The organism is Alteromonas sp. ABV4_515, assembly GCF_056160345.1.
The window spans coordinates 21,162-38,972 of record NZ_JBSWWZ010000008.1 but is presented as its reverse complement, the minus strand read 5'-3'; the positions used below and the strand labels follow the sequence as shown (position 1 = coordinate 38,972).

12 protein-coding genes are annotated in these 17,811 nt (G+C 49.4%); 6 read left to right on the top strand and 6 right to left on the bottom strand.

Annotated elements, in window-relative coordinates; translation table 11 throughout:
* Window positions 1-4: 4 nt before the first annotated feature.
* Window positions 5-2,671, bottom strand: coding sequence for a family 16 glycosylhydrolase (locus ACXAGX_RS18140; protein ID WP_474840058.1), 2,667 nt, complete (start codon window positions 2,669-2,671; stop codon window positions 5-7).
* A gap of 343 nt (window positions 2,672-3,014) precedes the next feature.
* Here ACXAGX_RS18140 and ACXAGX_RS18135 point away from each other — a divergent pair, with 343 nt between their 5' ends.
* The 5 genes from ACXAGX_RS18135 to ACXAGX_RS18115 all read left to right on the top strand — a co-directional run bounded on the left by ACXAGX_RS18135 (window position 3,015) and on the right by ACXAGX_RS18115 (window position 7,773).
* The gene (locus ACXAGX_RS18135) at window positions 3,015-4,607 is read left to right on the top strand and encodes an ABC-F family ATPase (protein WP_474817584.1); all 1,593 of its coding nucleotides are present in this window, start codon (window positions 3,015-3,017) and stop codon (window positions 4,605-4,607) included.
* A 91-nt stretch (window positions 4,608-4,698) separates the two neighbouring features.
* Window positions 4,699-5,553 carry a patatin-like phospholipase family protein gene (locus ACXAGX_RS18130; protein ID WP_070127375.1) on the top strand — a complete coding sequence of 285 codons (855 nt, stop codon included), beginning with the start codon at window positions 4,699-4,701 and terminating at the stop codon, window positions 5,551-5,553.
* A 75-nt stretch (window positions 5,554-5,628) separates the two neighbouring features.
* On the top strand, window positions 5,629-6,054 hold the full coding sequence (gene zntR, locus ACXAGX_RS18125) for a Zn(2+)-responsive transcriptional regulator (protein WP_474840056.1): 426 nt from the start codon (window positions 5,629-5,631) through the stop codon (window positions 6,052-6,054).
* Window positions 6,051-7,364: an SO_0444 family Cu/Zn efflux transporter gene (locus tag ACXAGX_RS18120; RefSeq protein WP_474840054.1), complete on the top strand. Its 1,314-nt coding sequence runs from the start codon at window positions 6,051-6,053 to the stop codon at window positions 7,362-7,364. The genes zntR and ACXAGX_RS18120 overlap by 4 nt, the downstream gene beginning before the upstream one ends.
* A gap of 37 nt (window positions 7,365-7,401) precedes the next feature.
* Window positions 7,402-7,773, top strand: coding sequence for a DUF3703 domain-containing protein (locus ACXAGX_RS18115; RefSeq protein ID WP_474840052.1), 372 nt, complete (start codon window positions 7,402-7,404; stop codon window positions 7,771-7,773).
* A gap of 6 nt (window positions 7,774-7,779) precedes the next feature.
* On the opposite strand, the gene ACXAGX_RS18110 is transcribed toward ACXAGX_RS18115, so the two are convergent.
* From ACXAGX_RS18110 to ACXAGX_RS18090, 5 genes are all read right to left on the bottom strand, one after another.
* Window positions 7,780-9,342: a tryptophan halogenase family protein gene (locus tag ACXAGX_RS18110; protein ID WP_474840050.1), complete on the bottom strand. Its 1,563-nt coding sequence runs from the start codon at window positions 9,340-9,342 to the stop codon at window positions 7,780-7,782.
* A gap of 20 nt (window positions 9,343-9,362) precedes the next feature.
* Window positions 9,363-10,859: a tryptophan halogenase family protein gene (locus ACXAGX_RS18105; RefSeq protein ID WP_474840048.1), complete on the bottom strand. Its 1,497-nt coding sequence runs from the start codon at window positions 10,857-10,859 to the stop codon at window positions 9,363-9,365.
* Between the two features lie 10 nt (window positions 10,860-10,869).
* Window positions 10,870-11,904, bottom strand: coding sequence for a cupin-like domain-containing protein (locus tag ACXAGX_RS18100; RefSeq protein WP_474817579.1), 1,035 nt, complete (start codon window positions 11,902-11,904; stop codon window positions 10,870-10,872).
* Window positions 11,905-11,942: 38 nt separating this feature from the next.
* On the bottom strand, window positions 11,943-12,665 hold the full coding sequence (locus tag ACXAGX_RS18095) for a SapC family protein (RefSeq protein WP_474840046.1): 723 nt from the start codon (window positions 12,663-12,665) through the stop codon (window positions 11,943-11,945).
* A gap of 174 nt (window positions 12,666-12,839) precedes the next feature.
* Window positions 12,840-15,905 (bottom strand): TonB-dependent receptor, encoded by a 3,066-nt coding sequence (locus ACXAGX_RS18090; RefSeq protein ID WP_474817577.1) that lies wholly within the window; start codon window positions 15,903-15,905, stop codon window positions 12,840-12,842.
* A gap of 802 nt (window positions 15,906-16,707) precedes the next feature.
* Here ACXAGX_RS18090 and ACXAGX_RS18085 point away from each other — a divergent pair.
* Window positions 16,708-17,808, top strand: a complete 1,101-nt coding sequence (locus ACXAGX_RS18085; protein WP_474817576.1) for an ROK family transcriptional regulator — start codon at window positions 16,708-16,710, stop codon at window positions 17,806-17,808.
* The last annotated feature ends 3 nt before the right edge of the window (window positions 17,809-17,811 follow it).

Sequence of the window (17,811 nt, the reverse complement as noted above, 5' to 3'; positions counted from 1 at the left end):
TTTGTTATTGCGCTGCAATTTCTGCGTTATCGATGCGGTACACCGCGCCGTCACCCTGCCCCCATGCTGGGAACACCATCACTACGTTAATGTCTGAAACATCGAGACCAAGATCAGATAGCGTTTGCAGCGGGAAGGTATAGGTTTGCCATTCGCCCGCTACCGGGTCGACGCCTTCAAGGCTTTCCGACAGCGGCAACTCAACGGCAGTGGCAGCACCGGTAGATTCAATCTTAAACAGCCAGGGCGCTGTGCTGTCAGCAGGCATAGAAGTCACTTTCATTTCAAAGCGAACCGCGCCTGTGGTAAGAAGTGCTGAGGCATCAAAAGACACATCTTCGTCTGCCAGGAAGCCCATAACCGTTGGGGTACCGCCGATACGGAATTCGGCGACGTCACCGTGGGTATCATCATCGGCTTCGATTGTCGGAGTAGAACCGCCACAGCAATCCCACACGCTCCACATGTCCGCTGCGGTATCAGCGAACAGGGTTAAACCAGCAGCCGCACCGGCATCCGGGTGATAGAGTTTCATGTTGTCGATACGATATGCCGCACCTTCACCGGCGCCCCAGGCCGGGAACACCATGATCACGTCAATGGCACTGATATCCAGACCACCGGCCTGCAGGTCAGCTATGGGGAAAGTGTAGGTTTGCCACTCCCCTTCAACCGGCGCTTCCCCTTCCACACTTTCGGTGATGGGTAATTCAATGGCCGTAGACGCACCGTTGGATTCCACTTTGAATAACCACGCCGCCGATGCATCATTCGGCATGCTTACCACACGCATATCGAACTGCAGCAAACCACCGTCCGCCAGTGCGGTGGCATCAAATGGGGTATCACCGCCACCGTCCGCAGGACGGGTAATAAAGCCCATCACAGTAGGCTCGGCACCAATACGGAATTCAGCAGTCAAGCCGTGGGCATCGTCATCCATTTCTTCTGTGGGGGTTGAGCCGCCGCAGCAGTCCCACATAGGCCAGTTAGGGTTTGTGGCATCATCAAAAATTACCAGTTCCGGGTAGTTGGATTCCGCAGAAATTTCCACGTTGGCCATGCGGTATGTGGCGCCGTCACCCGCGCCCCAGGCTGGGAACACCATGATGACGTCAATAGCGCTCACATCCAGGCCGGCTTCATCTAGCATGGACAGAGGGAATTCATAAGTTTCCCACACACCCTCTTCCGGCGTATCTCCGGCAGATTCATTCGGGCCCACGTAGCCTGTTGCCAGCGGAAACTCTACAGCGGTTGAGCCTTCCGAACTTTCAATTTTAAACAACCAGGCGGCACTGGCGTCAGACGGCAGGGAGGTGACTTTCAGATCAAACTTTACACTGCCGGTTTCAACCATAGGCGCACCATCAAAAGGGGTTGCCTGACCGTCCGGTTCGGTAATGAAAGTACTGCGACTGACAAAGCCCATCACAGTGGGTGTTGCGCCAATAGAAAATTCGTAAACGTCACCTTTTTCGGCATCGTCGACGATGGCTGGCGTTGAACCACCACAGCAATCCCAGGCTGGCCAGTTCGGATTAGTGGTACCGCCAAAGATGGTCAGGTTCTGCGCTACGCCACTGGAAGGGGGTGAAGGAATGGGCGCTTCACCTTCTACCAGTGCGTCATCCGTAGAGGCATAACCCGGACGTACAGTTTCACAGCCTTTACCGGTATCCGGGTTGGCCGAACACTGATAAACATGTACATAATCGATTTCGTAAGTTTGCCCTTCCGCGAAGGCTTCCGCATCGATGCCAAGCTCGTTCACGTTAGATGGCCAGTCGCCGCCCACCGCCAGATTCAGGATCATGAAGAACTCCTGATCGAAAGGGGCATTGGTATAGTAGTTCTGCAATTCGCCGCTGGTCTGATCGAAGTATTCGGTGTACCAGCCTCGATGCGCCAGGCCTGTTGCTTCGCCTTTGCTGTTATATCGCACCGTTGATTTTCGCTGTGTGGCGTACAGGTAATCATCCATGTACCAGCGAATTTCTCCTTCCTGCCATTCCACGGCATAAGTGTGGAAATCATCAGCCGGGTTGGAACCATCCGGTAATTTATACGCCTTGCCACTGTATTTATTGTTCGGCCACTCACTGCCGTAATGCAGGGTACCGTGGATGTTTGCTTCCGGGTTGCCGTCGGCATCCATGGCTTTCAGGTTCACCGCTTCCATGATGTCGATTTCACCACTGCGGGGCCAGCCACCATAAACAGAATCGGTAGGCATCATCCAGAATGCTGGCCAGCTTCCCTGACCAGAGGGCAGCTTTGCGCGCATCTCAAAACGGCCGTATTTAAAATCAGCTTTGTACTGGGTAACGAGTCGGGCTGAGGTGTAAGGCTTTTCCGCTCCCTCTTCGGCTGGCAGTGCAACAATGTGTAGGGCACCATCCGCTACATAGGAGTTGGCATCACTGTCGGTATAACATTGCGATTCATTGTTGCCACCGCCAGCGCAATTTACCTCGTGGGTCCACTTGCTATCGTCAATGCTTGTTCCGTCGAAGTCATCGCTCCATACCAGTTCCCAGTCTGTCACCGGTTGTGTGGTATCAACGATGTTGATATCGGTATCTGTTGTGGCGCCCCCACCGCACCCAACAAGGGTCGTGACCGATATCGCGGCCGCTAACCGCGAGAGTTGCGTGATTTTCTTAGTCATTATTTTTCAGCCCTGATCGATTAATTATAAGTTGTGTTCCGCCGAGTGGAGGCGTCGAACCGCATTTTTGTAAGCGCTTACAAGTTCAAATAAAAAGAAAGCACTCCTAAATGAAAGCGCTTTCATTACATTAATTGAGGGTAAAATAAAGATCAACAATATTTTCATTACATTAACAATTCATTTCATTAAAAAACGATGAAAGGGTTGTTTTCCGCCAGCGCTGTAATCTGCGCGACATTTAACCAATTTACCCTCGACATAACGGGCGCGATTCTTTATATTGCGCGGCCCTGCACGCATACCGTGTTTCATTTATCTGTTCAGCATCTGGGAAAGAATCTTGATTACCACCGCCAATATCACCATGCAGTTTGGCTCCGCGCCGCTTTTTGAAAACATTTCCGCCAAATTTGGTAATGGCAACCGATACGGCCTGATTGGTGCCAACGGCTGTGGTAAATCCACGTTCATGAAAATCCTGAGTGGTAAACTCACACCGACAGCGGGAAATGTGTCGATGGCACCAGGTACGAAGCTTGGGATCTTGAGTCAGGATCAGTTTGCTTTTGAAGAAATGTCGGTGGTTGACGCTGTGATCATGGGCGACCGCGAACTGTGGGAAGTAAAACGCGAGCGTGACGAGATCTACAGTAATCCGGACATGAGCGAAGAAGACGGCATGCGTGTGGCCGACTTAGAAGTGCAATTTGCTGAAATGGATGGCTACACCGCTGAAGCCCGTGCCGGTGACATACTGATTTCTGCAGGCATTGAAGAAGACTATCACTTTGGCCTGATGAAGGAAGTGGCTCCCGGTAAGAAAGTACGTGTGCTGTTAGCTCAGGCACTGTTCGCGGAGCCGGATATTCTGCTTCTGGACGAACCCACTAACAACCTGGACATCTACACCATTAACTGGCTGGCGGAAGAGCTCAACAAGCGTAAGTCCACCATGATTATCATCTCCCACGATCGTCACTTTCTGAACTCAGTATGTACTCATATGGCTGACATTGATTACGGCGAGTTGCGTATTTATCCGGGTAACTATGACGACTTTTCTGAAGCCGCTGCGGCAGCGCTAGAGCAACTTCATCATGAAAATGATAAGAAAAAAGCAGAAATTGAAGAGTTACAAAGCTTCGTTGCTCGTTTCTCGGCTAACGCGTCTAAAGCTAAGCAGGCGACCTCCCGGGCCAAGCGTCTGGAAAAAATTGAGCTGAACGAAATTAAAGCGTCAAGCCGCCGCAAGCCTTACATCATTTTCAAACAGCATAAAAAGCTGCACCGTCTGGCAATTACACTGGAAGAGCTTGGTCATGGCTTCCCAGAATTACCCTTGTTCAGTGGCGGTAACCTGTTGCTGGAAGCTGGCGCACGATTGGCAATTATCGGTGAAAACGGTGCCGGTAAAACTACCCTATTGAAATGTCTTATAAATGAGCTGGATGCCAATGAGGGTGTGGTGAAATGGGCTGAAAATGCTGCTGTAGGCTATGTACCGCAGGACAGCAACCGTGACTTTGCTAACGATCTCACCCTATTCGAGTGGATGAGTCAGTGGCGCGGACCAAAGCATGATGATCTGCAGGTTAAAGCTATGTTAGGTCGACTGCTGTTTGGCTCTGACGATTTCAATAAAAAGGTCAGCGTGTGTTCTGGTGGTGAGAAGAACCGCCTGCTGTTCGGCAAGTTGATGCTGCAGGATATCAATGTGCTGGTGATGGATGAACCGACCAACCACCTTGATATGGAATCCATCGAAGCATTGAATAACGCCCTGCTCCACTACGACGGTACGGTTATTTTTGTCAGCCACGACCGCGAATTTGTCTCGTCACTGGCTACCCAGATCATTGAAATTAAAGATCAGAAAATCAATCATTTCGAAGGCACTTACGAAGAGTTCCTGGCTCACAGCGCTGGCGCTTAGTATTTTTCTTAATACCTTTTCGACGACTGACACTATCGCCTTTTGACTTACTGGACTATGTTTAACAGTAAGGCGCAAAAGGTGATGGTGTATGTCAGTATCCAGAATCTACCCTAAACAAATCGTTCCAATCCTCTCCGGCGGCGGTACCCGGCTACCCGCTCATATCGGTATTTTGCAAGCCCTCGACGATCTCAACGTAAAACATGAAACTATTGTGGGTGTATCCGGCGGCTCTATCATTGCCGCCATGTACGCCAAAGGCTTTTCTGTTGCGGAAATGAAGCATCTGGCGCTGAATACCGACTTCCGGCAGTTTGCTGATTTTTCCCTGTGGCGTTTGCTGCGCGAGGGCGGGCTGGCCTCTGGCGATGTATTCGAAAAATGGCTCGATGAACAGCTGGACGGTGCCACCTTTGCGTCGCTCAAATACCCCTTACATATTCTCGCCACCGACGTAAATGGCGGCGGCCCGGCTTTATTCAATAAAGAAACTACCCCCGATGTGCATGTGTCTGCTGCTGTGCGGGCGTCCATGTCCATTCCACTGATTTTCTCGTTCAAGCAATTTGGCGACAAGCTATTAGTTGATGGTGCCGTCCTTTCGGAAGATGCCCTGTTCCGCGACTGGCAGCAGGATGGTACGCCCTCTGTTTGTTTCCGCCTGCAAAGTCGACAGAAGAAAGAGCCGTTAAACAAGAAAGCGCGGTTTGCTCTGCCCACCTATGTCATGCTGCTCATCAGAACCTTCATGTCTGCTTTGTCACGGGAATACGTGCACGCTGAACATTGGCACCACACGATTCTGGTGGATACCGGCGAGGTTTCTGCCGTAGACTTTGATGCTAACGATATCGATAAAGAAGCTCTTTTCGAGATTGGTTACAACACCACCCTGGCTTACCTGCCGGATAAGCTAAAGAAGCAGTACACCCAAATTAGTTAGTTCATCGGCCTTTTTCACTGATTTTATCGCAAACCCTTGACTCTGGAGTTAACTCCAGGGTTTATAGTAGGCAATATGAAAAAATCAGACTTGCTGAAAATAGGCGAATTGGCGCGCCTGACTGACCTGAGTAACGACACCATTCGCTTTTACGAAAGCAAAGGCTTACTCACCCCTTCCGAACGCTCTGATGCAGGTTACCGGCTGTATTCTGCGGATGACGTAGAAAAGCTTTTGTTTATTCAGCGAACCAAAACCGTGGGGTTCACACTGAATGAAATCAGCGAACTTATGGAGCTGAAACTCCACCCGGATACGCACACCTGTGGCGAGGTAAAGAAAGTCACCGAACAAAAGCTGCAGCAAGTCACGGCTAAAATTAATGAACTGGAGCGAATTCGTCAGTCGCTCCTGCAAATGAACGATTTGTGTGATGGCGGCCCGAAAAGCACCCAACACTGTACCATTTTACAACTTCTGGACTCTGAAAAACCGTTATGAATGACATTACGCTTTTACTTACCAACTTCTTTGGCCTGTTCATGGAGTCAGCCCCATGGTTATTAATGGGCCTACTGGTCGCCGGTATCATGCACGAATTGGTACCTGTTAGCCTGCTACAAAAACACATGGGTAAAAATAGCACCGGGGCGGTGGTAAAGTCGGCCTTGATTGGTGCGCCATTACCCTTATGCTCCTGCGGCGTTATTCCTGCTGCGCTGGGTTTACGCCGTAGTGGTGCATCCAAACCCGCAACCGCGTCCTTTCTGGTATCGACACCAGAAACGGGGGTGGATTCAATTTCGGTATCCTACGCCCTTCTCGGCCCGGTATTCGCCATCGTACGTCCCTTCGCCGCCATCTTCAGCGCCATTTACACCGGTATGATGGTGAAATGGTTTGTGAAGGACGACACTAGCACACAGAAAGCTGATGACATTTCTACAAAGGCAACGCCCGTTGAGTCATGTTGCAGCAGCGAAAAGCCTGCTGAGAAAGGGCAGACACCGTCATGCTGCTCGTCGGAAAAAGCGCCCGTACAACAGGCGACTTCATCTTGTTGTGGTAGCGAAAAAGCGGCCAAACCGGAGGTGACAAGTTGTTGCAGTTCGAAAACGCCAACGCCGGCACCCGCTGCATCATCCTGTTGTAGTACTGAGCAAACAAAAACGGTGAAAGCCGAATCCAGTTGTTGTGGCACGTCTACGCCAGCCACGCAAAAAGAAAGCAAACTGGTGCAGGTGTGGAAATTCTCCACGGGCAAGCTGCTTGCAGATATCACCCTGTGGTTATTATTGGGTTTAGGCCTTGCTGCCGCCATTCAGACCTGGGTTCCTACTTCATTTTTAACGCAATGGGGTGACGGATTCCTCGCCATGCTGGTGATGGCGCTAATTGGTGTGCCCATGTATATCTGTGCCACAGCATCTACACCATTGGCGGTTGGCTTCTTATCAGCGGGCCTCTCACCTGGTGCCATTCTGGTGTTCCTGTTAGCCGGCCCGGCCACCAACATTTCTACCATGGGCATGATTGGCCGAGAACTGGGCAGACGCTCACTGGTCATTTATCTGTTCTGTATTCTTACCGCCAGTATCGGTCTTGGTTATTTACTTAATTTCGCTGTTGATGCCTTCAACTTACAAGCGCTAATCCCGACCGGTGAAGGTGCCCATATTCACGGTGAAGGTGTGAGTGCCATTTACGCCTTGTGTGCGGTCGTGCTGGGCGGCCTGATGGTACGAAATCTGTGGCAAGCGGCCAAAGCCAAGATTGCACCGGCCGGTGGTGCACAAAGTAGCTGTCACTAACCGTTGCTATACATTAGCGAAGAAAAAGGAGGGTTTTATGTTTTCATTTGCCAGAAACATCAGCTTTCCCGTTCGGCGGGAGCTGGTATTATCCCGCCGGGCAATGCGCACTCGCAACCAATACACCGCATTCAAGCACCTTGAAAATGCCCATGTACTAAGCCAGCTTTCAACCTACTGGCACACCCGAGTTCACTGGCTGATGTTTGTGTGGGCATGGCAGCAACATGACTTTCGAGAACTGCGCGGTCAGACCGTCCGCTTAGTAGGCGCCATAACAAAAACGGCTATCGGCCTTTTACCTACGGGAAATACCGGTGGGAGTAACGTAAGCGCCTTTAAACCCATGCCGTTATCAACTAAGCACCATGCAATCATTGCGCGTGCGCGACAGCGTAAAAGCACTTAGGTAAAGCTATGCGCTAGCGCGGGCATTTTCCTGCACTTTACCGGCCAGCCGGGTGAGATAATCCCGGTTGGAAGGTAGCGAACCCAACAATTCTGCGGTGGCGCGCTGTACACCGCCTAACGCTTTATCTGCCACTCGCATTTCATGTTGGCTCAGTCCTACACAAGCTTCACTGCAGGTAGCCTGCATGCCCATCAGAATGTACTGCTTACTGGCAGAAGAGAACAACTCTAACCGGCGATCGGTTTCGTACAACCAAGGTGGCTGAGTTTGCCACAAGAGTAGTGACTCTTTCAGGCTCTCCGGAATAGACGCGCCCTCCCGGTGAGCACGCCAGTATTCGCTGTCGTCACGAGAAGACAACACATAATGTAGTTTGATGAAATCGATGATCTCTTCCCACCGTTTGTGGGTCATCTCATTGTAACGCTTCGCTAATACTGTCATTGCGTTGCGGCAGCGGGGGAACTGGTGACTGATCCACTCGACGGACTTCTCAACCAGCACTAAAGCAGTGGCTTCCAGAGGTTCAACAAAACCAGCAGACACCCCAATGCCCACGCAGTTACGGTGCCAGAACGTTGAGCGGTGGCCGGGTTCAAATGTGATCAAACGCGGCTCTGCACCGGTGGCATCAAGATGCGGATCGCTTTTTACATAATTCATTAGTGCTTCCCGGGCTTGTTCTTCAGAACAATGCTGACGGGAAAAAACGTGCCCTATCCCGCGACGGCTAGACAGGGCGATATCCCAAATCCAGCCATGTTGCTGTGCCGTTGCAACGGTTGCAGAAGCAATGGGGGCGGTGTCATCTTTGTAAGGCACTTGCAACGCCAATGCGGCATCGTTGAAAAGTTGATCCCGTTTACTTACCAGGGGAATGTTGTAGAAGCCGTTGAGTAGCAATGCTTTAAAACCACTGCAATCGATAAACAGATCGCCATCGATCTGACGTCCATCATCTAACGTCAGAGAGGCAATATCACCATTCGCTGCGCCATTGACGTTCTCCACATGACCCAGCGTATGTACCACGCCCAGTTTCTGCGTACAGTGCAATCGCAACATTTCGGTGAATTTACCCGCATTCAGGTGATAACCGTAATTCATTGCAAAAGCGTATTCAGGCATAGCCAGGGTTTTCGGCGCTAAAGACTGTTCGCATACTGCGCCTTGAGGACAGACCATCGACTCGAAATCTGCACCGGGACGGTTCTTTACAAAATGACTGGATAAGTTAACGGCACCATAGCCAGCCGGCGCCGTGAAAGGATGATAATAATGCTCGCCATTGCCATACTGCCAATTAACGAACTTTGAAGCTTGTTTGAAGCCCGCATTACAAAATCGCATGAAGTCTTGTTCAGACAGGCCGATTTGTCGAAGCGTGTCGCGCATCGTAGGCCAAGTTCCCTCGCCCACCATGAGGTTTTTTACATTGGGTGATTCAACCAGCTCAATATGAACAGGATTGGTACACCCGGAATGGATACCATTTTTTGCAGCAAGGATACCAGCAGTAAGCCAACCCGCGGCTCCACCACCTACAATCACAACACGGTTAGTCATTTTTCAGGCTCCTGAAAAAATTAACCCACCTTCCCTGCCGGGCAATATTTATGAATAAATTGCTCATGAGGTGGCAACTGTGCCACCTGGTTTTCAATTTGTTGCTTCAAAGCGGCTAACTGTTGTTTTAATCCTTCGGGTGCCAGCATCTTGCCTGCATGATGGTATTGCTTTGGCTGTAAGCCCTGCCCCATCATCACCTGAATCCAGGAATCCACTCTGAACAGCGACACGTCGTCCGGCCAGACATAACCATTTTCAGCAAAAATGGTCATTCTGTGTCTGAGAGAATCCGGAATATCCATAGTCCGGTAATGGTCCCAGAACGGACTGTCATCGCGCGCAGTCTGATGATAATGAAGGATAATAAAGTCACGGATAGTTTCAAGTTCAACCGCCGATTCCTGGTTAAACCTTTCGGCTAATATTCCGAAATTATCCGAGAACGGAAATAATTTCATAAGCCGGATCAGTGCCGTGGTCACTAGGTGAATACTGGTAGATTCAAGAGGCTCTAAGAAGCCGCTCGATAAGCCAATGGCAACACAGTTTTTGTGCCAGGTTTTTACCCTGCGGCCGGTTTTGAACTTAATGCGACGGGGTTCTGTTAAGGGTTTCCCGGTCAGATTGGCCAGTAAGGTTTCTTCAGCATCTTCATCGCTCAGGAAACGACTGGAATAAACGATGCCATTACCCGTGCGGGTTTGTAAGGGGATACGCCATTGCCAGCCAGCATCGTGGGCAATCGCACGGGTGTAAGGCCGCGGTGGTTCTGGTGATTCAGTCTGCACAGCAATGGCGCTGTCGGCTGCCAGGTAGTGGCTCCAGTCTTCATACTCCACGCCAAGCGCATCGCCGATTAATAAGCCACGGAAACCAGTACAGTCGATGAAAACGTCACCCTGTACGCATTCACCATTGTCTAATTCCAGACTACGGATGTTTCCGCTTTGCTCATCAACAACGATATTGTTAATTTTACCTTCTACCCGTTTAACGCCAGCGGCTTCTGCCTTTTTGCGCAACCAAGCAGCATAAGCGGTGGCATCTAAATGGAAGGCGTAATTAACCGGCTTCTTGCCTGCGGCGAGGGCGAACTTGCCGGCTTTCGCCGCTTTCAGTTCCAGACAGTAATCATCTAAACTGTCGTTCAATCCACTGTCGCGGGCCGCCATCCAAAAAGCATGAAATTCAGCCATCCAGGCACGTTGACCAATTTCGCCAAATGAGTGGATGTAACTCTCGTTTTTCTGCCCCCAGTTTTCAAACTCAATGCCGAGCTTAAACGTGGCCTGTGTGGCCGACATAAACTCTCGCTCATCGATGCCCATTAACTGATGGAAATTGCGCATGGTTGGAATGGTTGCTTCGCCTACCCCAACGGTACCGATTTGCTCTGATTCCACCAGCGTAATATCAAGCAAGTTTCCCAGTCGGGTAACCAAACTAAAGGCACTTAACCAGCCAGCAGTACCACCACCGGCGACAACAACACGCGTCTTCGTCGCTGAAGTCATGTCTGGCTCCTTATCGATTTAGGTTACTGATTAACATGGCGCGCAGACGGCGGGCGTTTATCTCAGTCATCTCACCCAGCGCGCCCTGACATTCAGGCGGCAGATGCTCACGCACCACTTCACCTTCACCGAATACGTAATAATCAAACAATGCTTTCCATGCACGCTTTTCGTCTTCAGGCTTGTCGCGTAGACTCATCATGCCATTTAACAGAACATCCATCGGATTGCCTTTATAGCGCTCTGTGGTCATCCACCAGAAGTTCACCATAATGTTAAAACGCTCGAACGCTGTCACCTCGTGCCACCACATACTCGGATAATACAGTCCATCACCAGGCTCGAGATCGGCAATCCAGGCATTTTCCAGCGCCGTTTTAAGGCGAGGAAACTTTTCAAAATCCGGCTCAGCGAGGTTAGCAATCGTCACTACCTGACCACCCGGTGTTGGATGCAGTGGACCGGGATATAAGTTTTCAATCTGGTCTGGTGGAAACAGGGTGAAACGACGTTTTCCCAGCACACAACAAGCGAGATTTTTGGGTTGATCGAAATGGCAGGCTGCCAACGACTCGGTGCCAATCCAGATTTTGGCCAGCACCTGATTTTGCTCGAATTCAGGATGATTAAAAGCCAGCGAGTGAGAAGCCGCTAATGCGGGAAAGCCCTCGTTGAGGATTAGCGAATTGACATACAGATATTCATGCTCTTCTTTATCCAGCTCATTGCGAATGATGTCGAGCACAGAGGGAATCGTTGAACGTTCTGCGGCGAAGTTAAAACCGGTGTAGTTGTCGTTGTACCCAAAGCGCCCTTTTATGGAAGCGGGCGCGCGGTAAACAAGCATGGGCTTTTGACTGTAATTCTCTTCCAGCATTTGCATAGCAGGCAATATTCCCTGCTGACCAGTTTTAACCAGCGGCCAGTCTTTTACCAGCCCTTTCAGGATAACCGGTTTATCCAGAGCAAAGAGTTCATCAAAAGGAATGTTGTCCGGCGTAATGCCTTCCCACACGGTTACTTTCTGTTGAGATGCCTGCACCATAGCGAGTTCCGTTTGTGATTATCAGGAAATTGCGGACTTTACAGCAATGATGACTTCGCGTTCTTGAGGTCAATCAAGCGCTGGAAATTTGCAAGCGAAGAGACAATAAAATACAACGGCCCAAGCATGCCGAACTGGCTCAATCGCGCTAACGCTTCGCCACTTAGCTGGCTAAGTTTGTCTTGATTAATCGTGTAGTAATTACTGAAGTTAACCTGTTCCACGTTGCTGAGCTTCACCTCAATGTTAACGTGTTCAAGCAGCTCCATTTCTTCCACCAACGCAAACAACGTTTTATTGTATTGGGTACCCGCTTCAATAGTCTGCAGAGCGCGTTTTACATAGCTCAAGTAACCTGACTCGCCGCCCATGGGCATGAATACAGGTTCCCCTTCCGTTTCGTTAATGCGGGGATCTTCGGTATCCACACAAATGAAAGGTTGCGGTGCGGCATCATCAGACTCGCGATAGGCAATGCTAAAAGGCCCTCTACCTAACAATGCAGGTACATAGCGAGTGATCCAGCCATGATCATCGAGGAACAGGTTTTCGTCTTTACTCAGGCCAAGAATGGCGTGGATCTGGATGTCGCCTGACTCACTGTCTTTATGAAACACCAGCGGAAATTCTTTGTGCAACTCACTCACTTCTGAGGCATAAACCCGAGTGCGATTTACCTGATAACCCGTAAAAGCGGATGGGCGAGTATCGACTTTCAGATCTTTGTGATCAACGTTATTTAACACGGTAGGTGTAGACATAGATTGGTCCCCGGTTACTGCGGGTTAAACGAATGGTATACGCGGGATGTTATCGCGCTACCTTGTTATGCGCAATGTCGTGATGGTTTTGAAAGTGTAAACTGGCCGACCGATGCCGGCCAGGAAATTATTCCGCCACAGTGAAGGACCACGGTGGCGGGTTGCTAACAGCGATTAGAAGCTGTAGCGCGCACTCAGTACGATACGTCTATCAAGTTCCTGGATGAAGAACGTATTGTTGTAGCTACGGCCATATTGACGCGAGCCTTCTTCCAGTAAGTTGATTACGTCCAGGCTCATGGTGAAATCTTCAGTGAAGTCATAGCTCACGTTCAGATCCAGCTGCTTGTACTCATCGATAAACAATGGGTTACGAACAGAAGAAACACCACGGTTAACTTCCGCAAGGAAAGAATCACGCCAGTTGTATGCTACGCGAGTAGACAGACCTTCTTTTTCGTAAATCAGTACCAGGTTAGCGGAGTCACTAAGACCTTCCAGAGCGAACTGGTCGATTGAAGGATCTGCACCGATGTCGTAACCGATATCACCGTCTACGATAGTGAAGTTAGCTTGGTAACCGAAGCCACTGTCACCGAAGAAGTGCTGCCACGCAAACTCGTAACCGGAGATACGTGCACTCTGGTTGTTTACAGGCTGAGTTACTTCAAACTGCATTTCCGGGTCGCCGGCTACTGGGTCAACGTTATTGTTAGCAAATACGTCGTCAGCAAACGCCTGACCTTCCTGGAACTCATCCGCGCCACCAGGGAACACGTCTGGGTTTGCAAGCAGAGCAGTCATGGTGAAGAAGTTACGCTCGGTAATTTCTACGCCACGCGCTTCCAGTTCGGCAATGGCTTCAGCTGAGGTAGTACCTGCTGCGCCAGAAGTCGCATCCAACAGACCAAACAGCGTCTGAGAAACCTGCTGCGTACCTACAAAGTTATCTACGTCTTTACGATAGTAACCCACAGACACCATGCTTGAATCACCGTAGTAATATTCAAGAGACAGGTCGAAGTTGTTGGATTCCAGTGGATCCAGGGCTGCGTTTCCGCGGCTACCAGAAGCCACACCGCCTAAGTATGTAGGACGACCAGGCGCACCGATAGAAGTTGCAGTGTACATCTGGTTATACGCAGGGCGTGCCAGAGTCATGCTGTAAGAAACACGTGCTTTTAAATCATCAGACAGGTTTACAGACAAATCGATGTTAGGCAGGAACGCTTCATATGAGTGGTCCTGAGACAGCGCTTGAGTCTGGTCGCCGTAGCTGATAGTGAAGTCGTTATCTGATAACCAAGTGATTTGCTCTGGGATAGACTGTATAGAGATTGACTCTACATCTGTCTTCTCATAACGCGCACCTACTACCAGGTTAGCTTCGAAGCCACCGATTTCACCGTCCATTGTCGCCATTGCGTACAGAGACAGGATATCTTCTTTAACCGTATTGTCCTGCGCACCTACAGAAGGCAGGTCACCAGGCGTGTAACCGTAAGCTGGCGCTACTGCGTTCAGCAAGTCTACAGCGTTGCCGCGGAACGATACACTACCCAGAGGGATAGTAGTAGACCCCGCAGGTACTGCAATTGAGTCTGCACCTGCAACACCGCTCATGTCGTGATCTTCAAATGCACAAGCAGTACAAGTTACGTCAAGCAGACCTTCAGGAATGTTGCCAACATCAGCTACACCCCAGCCACCCAGCTGTGCTTCAGTTTCGTAACGAATCTGGTTCATTTCGGTGGCCATGTAACCGATACCGAAATCAACTTTCACGTCAGAACCTTCGTCCCAAGTACCGTCGAAACGGAACTGCTGAACGTCAGACTCTTGATCTGAAGAAATAGCACGTGTTACCTGAGGACCAACATCCGCCAGGTCGAAAACACCGTTGTTGTTACCTTTAACAGAATCGTCAACAACAATGCTTGCTTGTGGCATATCCAGACCGAAGTCCATGGTTTGCCAGCCAGCGGTTGCACCTGCAACGTTGAAACGGATTACGTTTTTACCGTAAGGGCCATTACCACCAGACTTAGCATTTGCCACGTTAGCGTCGAAGCGCAGGTTCAGTGAATCGTTGGCCCACCAGTCAGCGTTGAAGCCGAAAGAGCTCAGTTCATCTTTCGCAGCCATTACCAGGTTCTGGAAGAAGAAGTCTTTACCGCCGTCAATGTCTTCAGTGAAACGGATAGGCGTAGCAACTACAGGGTTACCATCAAATTCCATATCAGTGAACTGACGAGCAAACCAAACACCGTCTACGATAGAGGTTGAGTTGATTTCGTTGCTGGCATAAGTCGCATCTGCGGTTAATGTCAGCGTATCTGAAGGCGCGAACTGTAAAGTAACCATACCGTTCAAACGTTCACGGTTATCTTCGTTCAGACCTAAACCTAAGTTAGAAGGCATCGCAACTAATTGGCCTTCTTCTGGCGCATTAGTTACGTTTGCACCATCAACCAGACCGAATGTACCAGGAGACGTTGAATCCCAGTTGTACAGTTGATAGTTCTCAACACTCATGTGACGGCTACCAGAATCACGTTCCTGGTATGAACCGAATACTGCAAAACCAAACGTGTTATCTTCGTTTGACCAGTTAGCAACACCGCTCACTTCTGGTGTTACGCCGTCGCCACTGTAATCTTTCATGGCTTTCGCGCCGATAGACGCACGGTTTTCACCTTGAGACAGTGGCTTCAGAGTGTTGATGTTAATTGTTGCACCGATACCACCTGAAGGTACGGCTGCACGGCCAGTTTTGTAAACTTCAATGCCACTTACACCTTCCGATGCCAGGTTAGAGAAGTCAAAAGAACGGGTAGTACCTGATGCGCCTTGGTCCAGCGGGTTACCTGTAATAGAGGCAACGTTTGCTGCCGGCATCTGGCGGCCGTTTAGTGTGATCAGGTTAAAGTTACCGCCAAAACCACGAACAGTAACTTCAGAACCTTCACCGTTTACACGGTTAATAGAAACACCAGTGATACGCTGGAGAGATTCTGCCAGGTTAGTGTCTGGGAATTTACCCATATCTTCGGCAGAGATTGCGTCAACAACACCACTAGACTGGCGCTTAACGTTCATTGATTGAGACAAACTACCGCGAACGCCGCGTACTTCAATCTGTTCTACTTGTTCAGGCGCATCCTGAGCAAATGCAGGTGCTGCAACCATTACGCAGAGTGCCCCTGAAACTGCGTAAGATAGCTTTGTTTTATTAAACATAGTTTGGTTTCCAGTTGAGTTTTCACACGTGAATTTAAGTGCGTGTCCCTTATGAGGTGAAAACTGAACCGTTATCCGAAGATAAGGAAGTAACAGCTTCTCTCTTGCCCCATCACGCACTCGTTGTGCAAATCGTTTCGTTGTGATCCCATTCTCACAATGAAACGGGTTACATTCCGCCATTTTCGTTAACGATTTGTAACAGGTGTAGTTATAGCCCGCCTTGTGAAGGAATTGCAAGTATTTTGTTAGGCACCCTAACAAAATTATTCTTTTTTATGAAAATGAAGTATTCTTTAGTCGTAATTTTGAGCAAAAAAGAAGATTTCCTGCGTTTTCTCTGCTTAAAATGAACGGGAAAAGTTACAGCAGTTTTACAAATCAAGTTTAGTAAAGACCACAATTTGAATACCTGCAAGTTCGGCTTGTATAAAGTGTCGCAAGCGAAATTGAGCAACTGGTGAAGCTTAGCGCGAGCAGTAAATCTGTATACTATCTGGTTTTAACGTTAGTCGTAACACTACAAATATTTAATTATTCGAGTGAACCGAGAGCCCATTTTTTTATTTTACTCGAGATGAAAAGTGTAAAGGTGAGTCAGGCTGGGTAAATAGTAATGCCTGCGTAAAAAGTACAAATAACACCCAACTGTCAACCCGGTACATTTTTTAGTCTTTGCGCACTCTTTGAGGCAATTAAAAGACAACAAAATCTGAAATTAACGCGGTTTCCCTTCCCGCAATTTATTTACAACAAATAAACAATTAGGATTTACGGCTAGCCGTAAGATAATCAAAATAATATGCCCGTACATAAACAATCTTGCCAGGGATTTGAACAGCAAAGCTTGGCGCTGGACACAGACAGACGTTTTTTCAAATGCCTGCTACAACATGGACCGATGAGCCGTGCGGCGATTTCGCAGCTTACCGGTATTTCACGACCGACTATCTCTGAAGCAGCTCAGCGTTTGAAAGGACAATCGCTGGTTAACGAGACGAAGCGCAAAACACAGAATAAGCAGGGCCGAGCTGGCATCTTGTATGAAATCAACGCGATGCGTGGCGTAACGTTAGCAGTAGCGTTAGACAGTGCCCACATACAAATGCGTTTGATGGACTTGGCCGAAAACGTGATTTCAGAGCAGCATACTCCCCTGTCAGATGTGCTTACGCAGGAAGCTTTTCTTGCCCGTGTAATACAAATGGCCGAAGATTTGGTATGTCAGGTAGATACTGTTGTGCTCTCTGTGGGCATTTCTATTGCCGACCCAGTAGATGCAAACACAGGCCTTGTGGTGCCATTACCTAAGGCACCGTTCCCCCTTTCCCACAACATCAATTTTTGCTCACTGTTTTCCAATTTATTCCATTGCCCGGTAACCATTGACAATGACGTAAACTGGGCGACGTTGGCTGAACGCGCCCAGGGCAATGCTAAAGATGAACAAAATTTTGTGTTTTTCTATTTTGGGCGCGGTATTGGTGCAGGTATTCACATTAGTGGTCACCTGTTAAGAGGCAGCTCCGGAATGGCTGGAGAAGTGGGTTATTTTAAAGTGGATGGCGACACCAATCTGCAAGATTACGTAGAATCTCAGGGCCTTCTTAAAGCCCTACTTGAGAACCGTTCACTAAAAACCAACCCGGCCATTGATAAAATTGTGCATGTGATCTCTTCAACGGCCATTCTGGTTAATCCCGATCTGGTGATCCTGGGCGGCCCTCTTGCCCGTCACGACGCGTTTATGGCTGCGCTAATGACAAAAATTCCTGAAAATACCTTAGTGAAAACCCGGGTTATGCCCAGCGCCATGCCAGAAACTGCGCCTCTTTGCGGGGCATCGGCGGGGGCACAGGAGCTCGCACTGGCATCACTGGGATTACTTCCTCAGCCTGAATAGTCG

Bases quoted from the DNA above. Each gene is read 5' to 3' on its own strand.
- ACXAGX_RS18140 (WP_474840058.1), bottom strand. From the start codon at position 2,671: ATGACTAAGAAAATCACGCAACTCTCGCGGTTAGCGGCCGCGATATCG.
- ACXAGX_RS18130 (WP_070127375.1), top strand. From the start codon at position 4,699: ATGTCAGTATCCAGAATCTACCCTAAACAAATCGTTCCAATCCTCTCC.
- zntR (WP_474840056.1), top strand. From the start codon at position 5,629: ATGAAAAAATCAGACTTGCTGAAAATAGGCGAATTGGCGCGCCTGACT.
- ACXAGX_RS18120 (WP_474840054.1), top strand. From the start codon at position 6,051: ATGAATGACATTACGCTTTTACTTACCAACTTCTTTGGCCTGTTCATG.
- ACXAGX_RS18115 (WP_474840052.1), top strand. From the start codon at position 7,402: ATGTTTTCATTTGCCAGAAACATCAGCTTTCCCGTTCGGCGGGAGCTG.
- ACXAGX_RS18110 (WP_474840050.1), bottom strand. From the start codon at position 9,342: ATGACTAACCGTGTTGTGATTGTAGGTGGTGGAGCCGCGGGTTGGCTT.
- ACXAGX_RS18105 (WP_474840048.1), bottom strand. From the start codon at position 10,859: ATGACTTCAGCGACGAAGACGCGTGTTGTTGTCGCCGGTGGTGGTACT.
- ACXAGX_RS18100 (WP_474817579.1), bottom strand. From the start codon at position 11,904: ATGGTGCAGGCATCTCAACAGAAAGTAACCGTGTGGGAAGGCATTACG.
- ACXAGX_RS18095 (WP_474840046.1), bottom strand. From the start codon at position 12,665: ATGTCTACACCTACCGTGTTAAATAACGTTGATCACAAAGATCTGAAA.
- ACXAGX_RS18090 (WP_474817577.1), bottom strand. From the start codon at position 15,905: ATGTTTAATAAAACAAAGCTATCTTACGCAGTTTCAGGGGCACTCTGC.
- ACXAGX_RS18085 (WP_474817576.1), top strand. From the start codon at position 16,708: ATGCCCGTACATAAACAATCTTGCCAGGGATTTGAACAGCAAAGCTTG.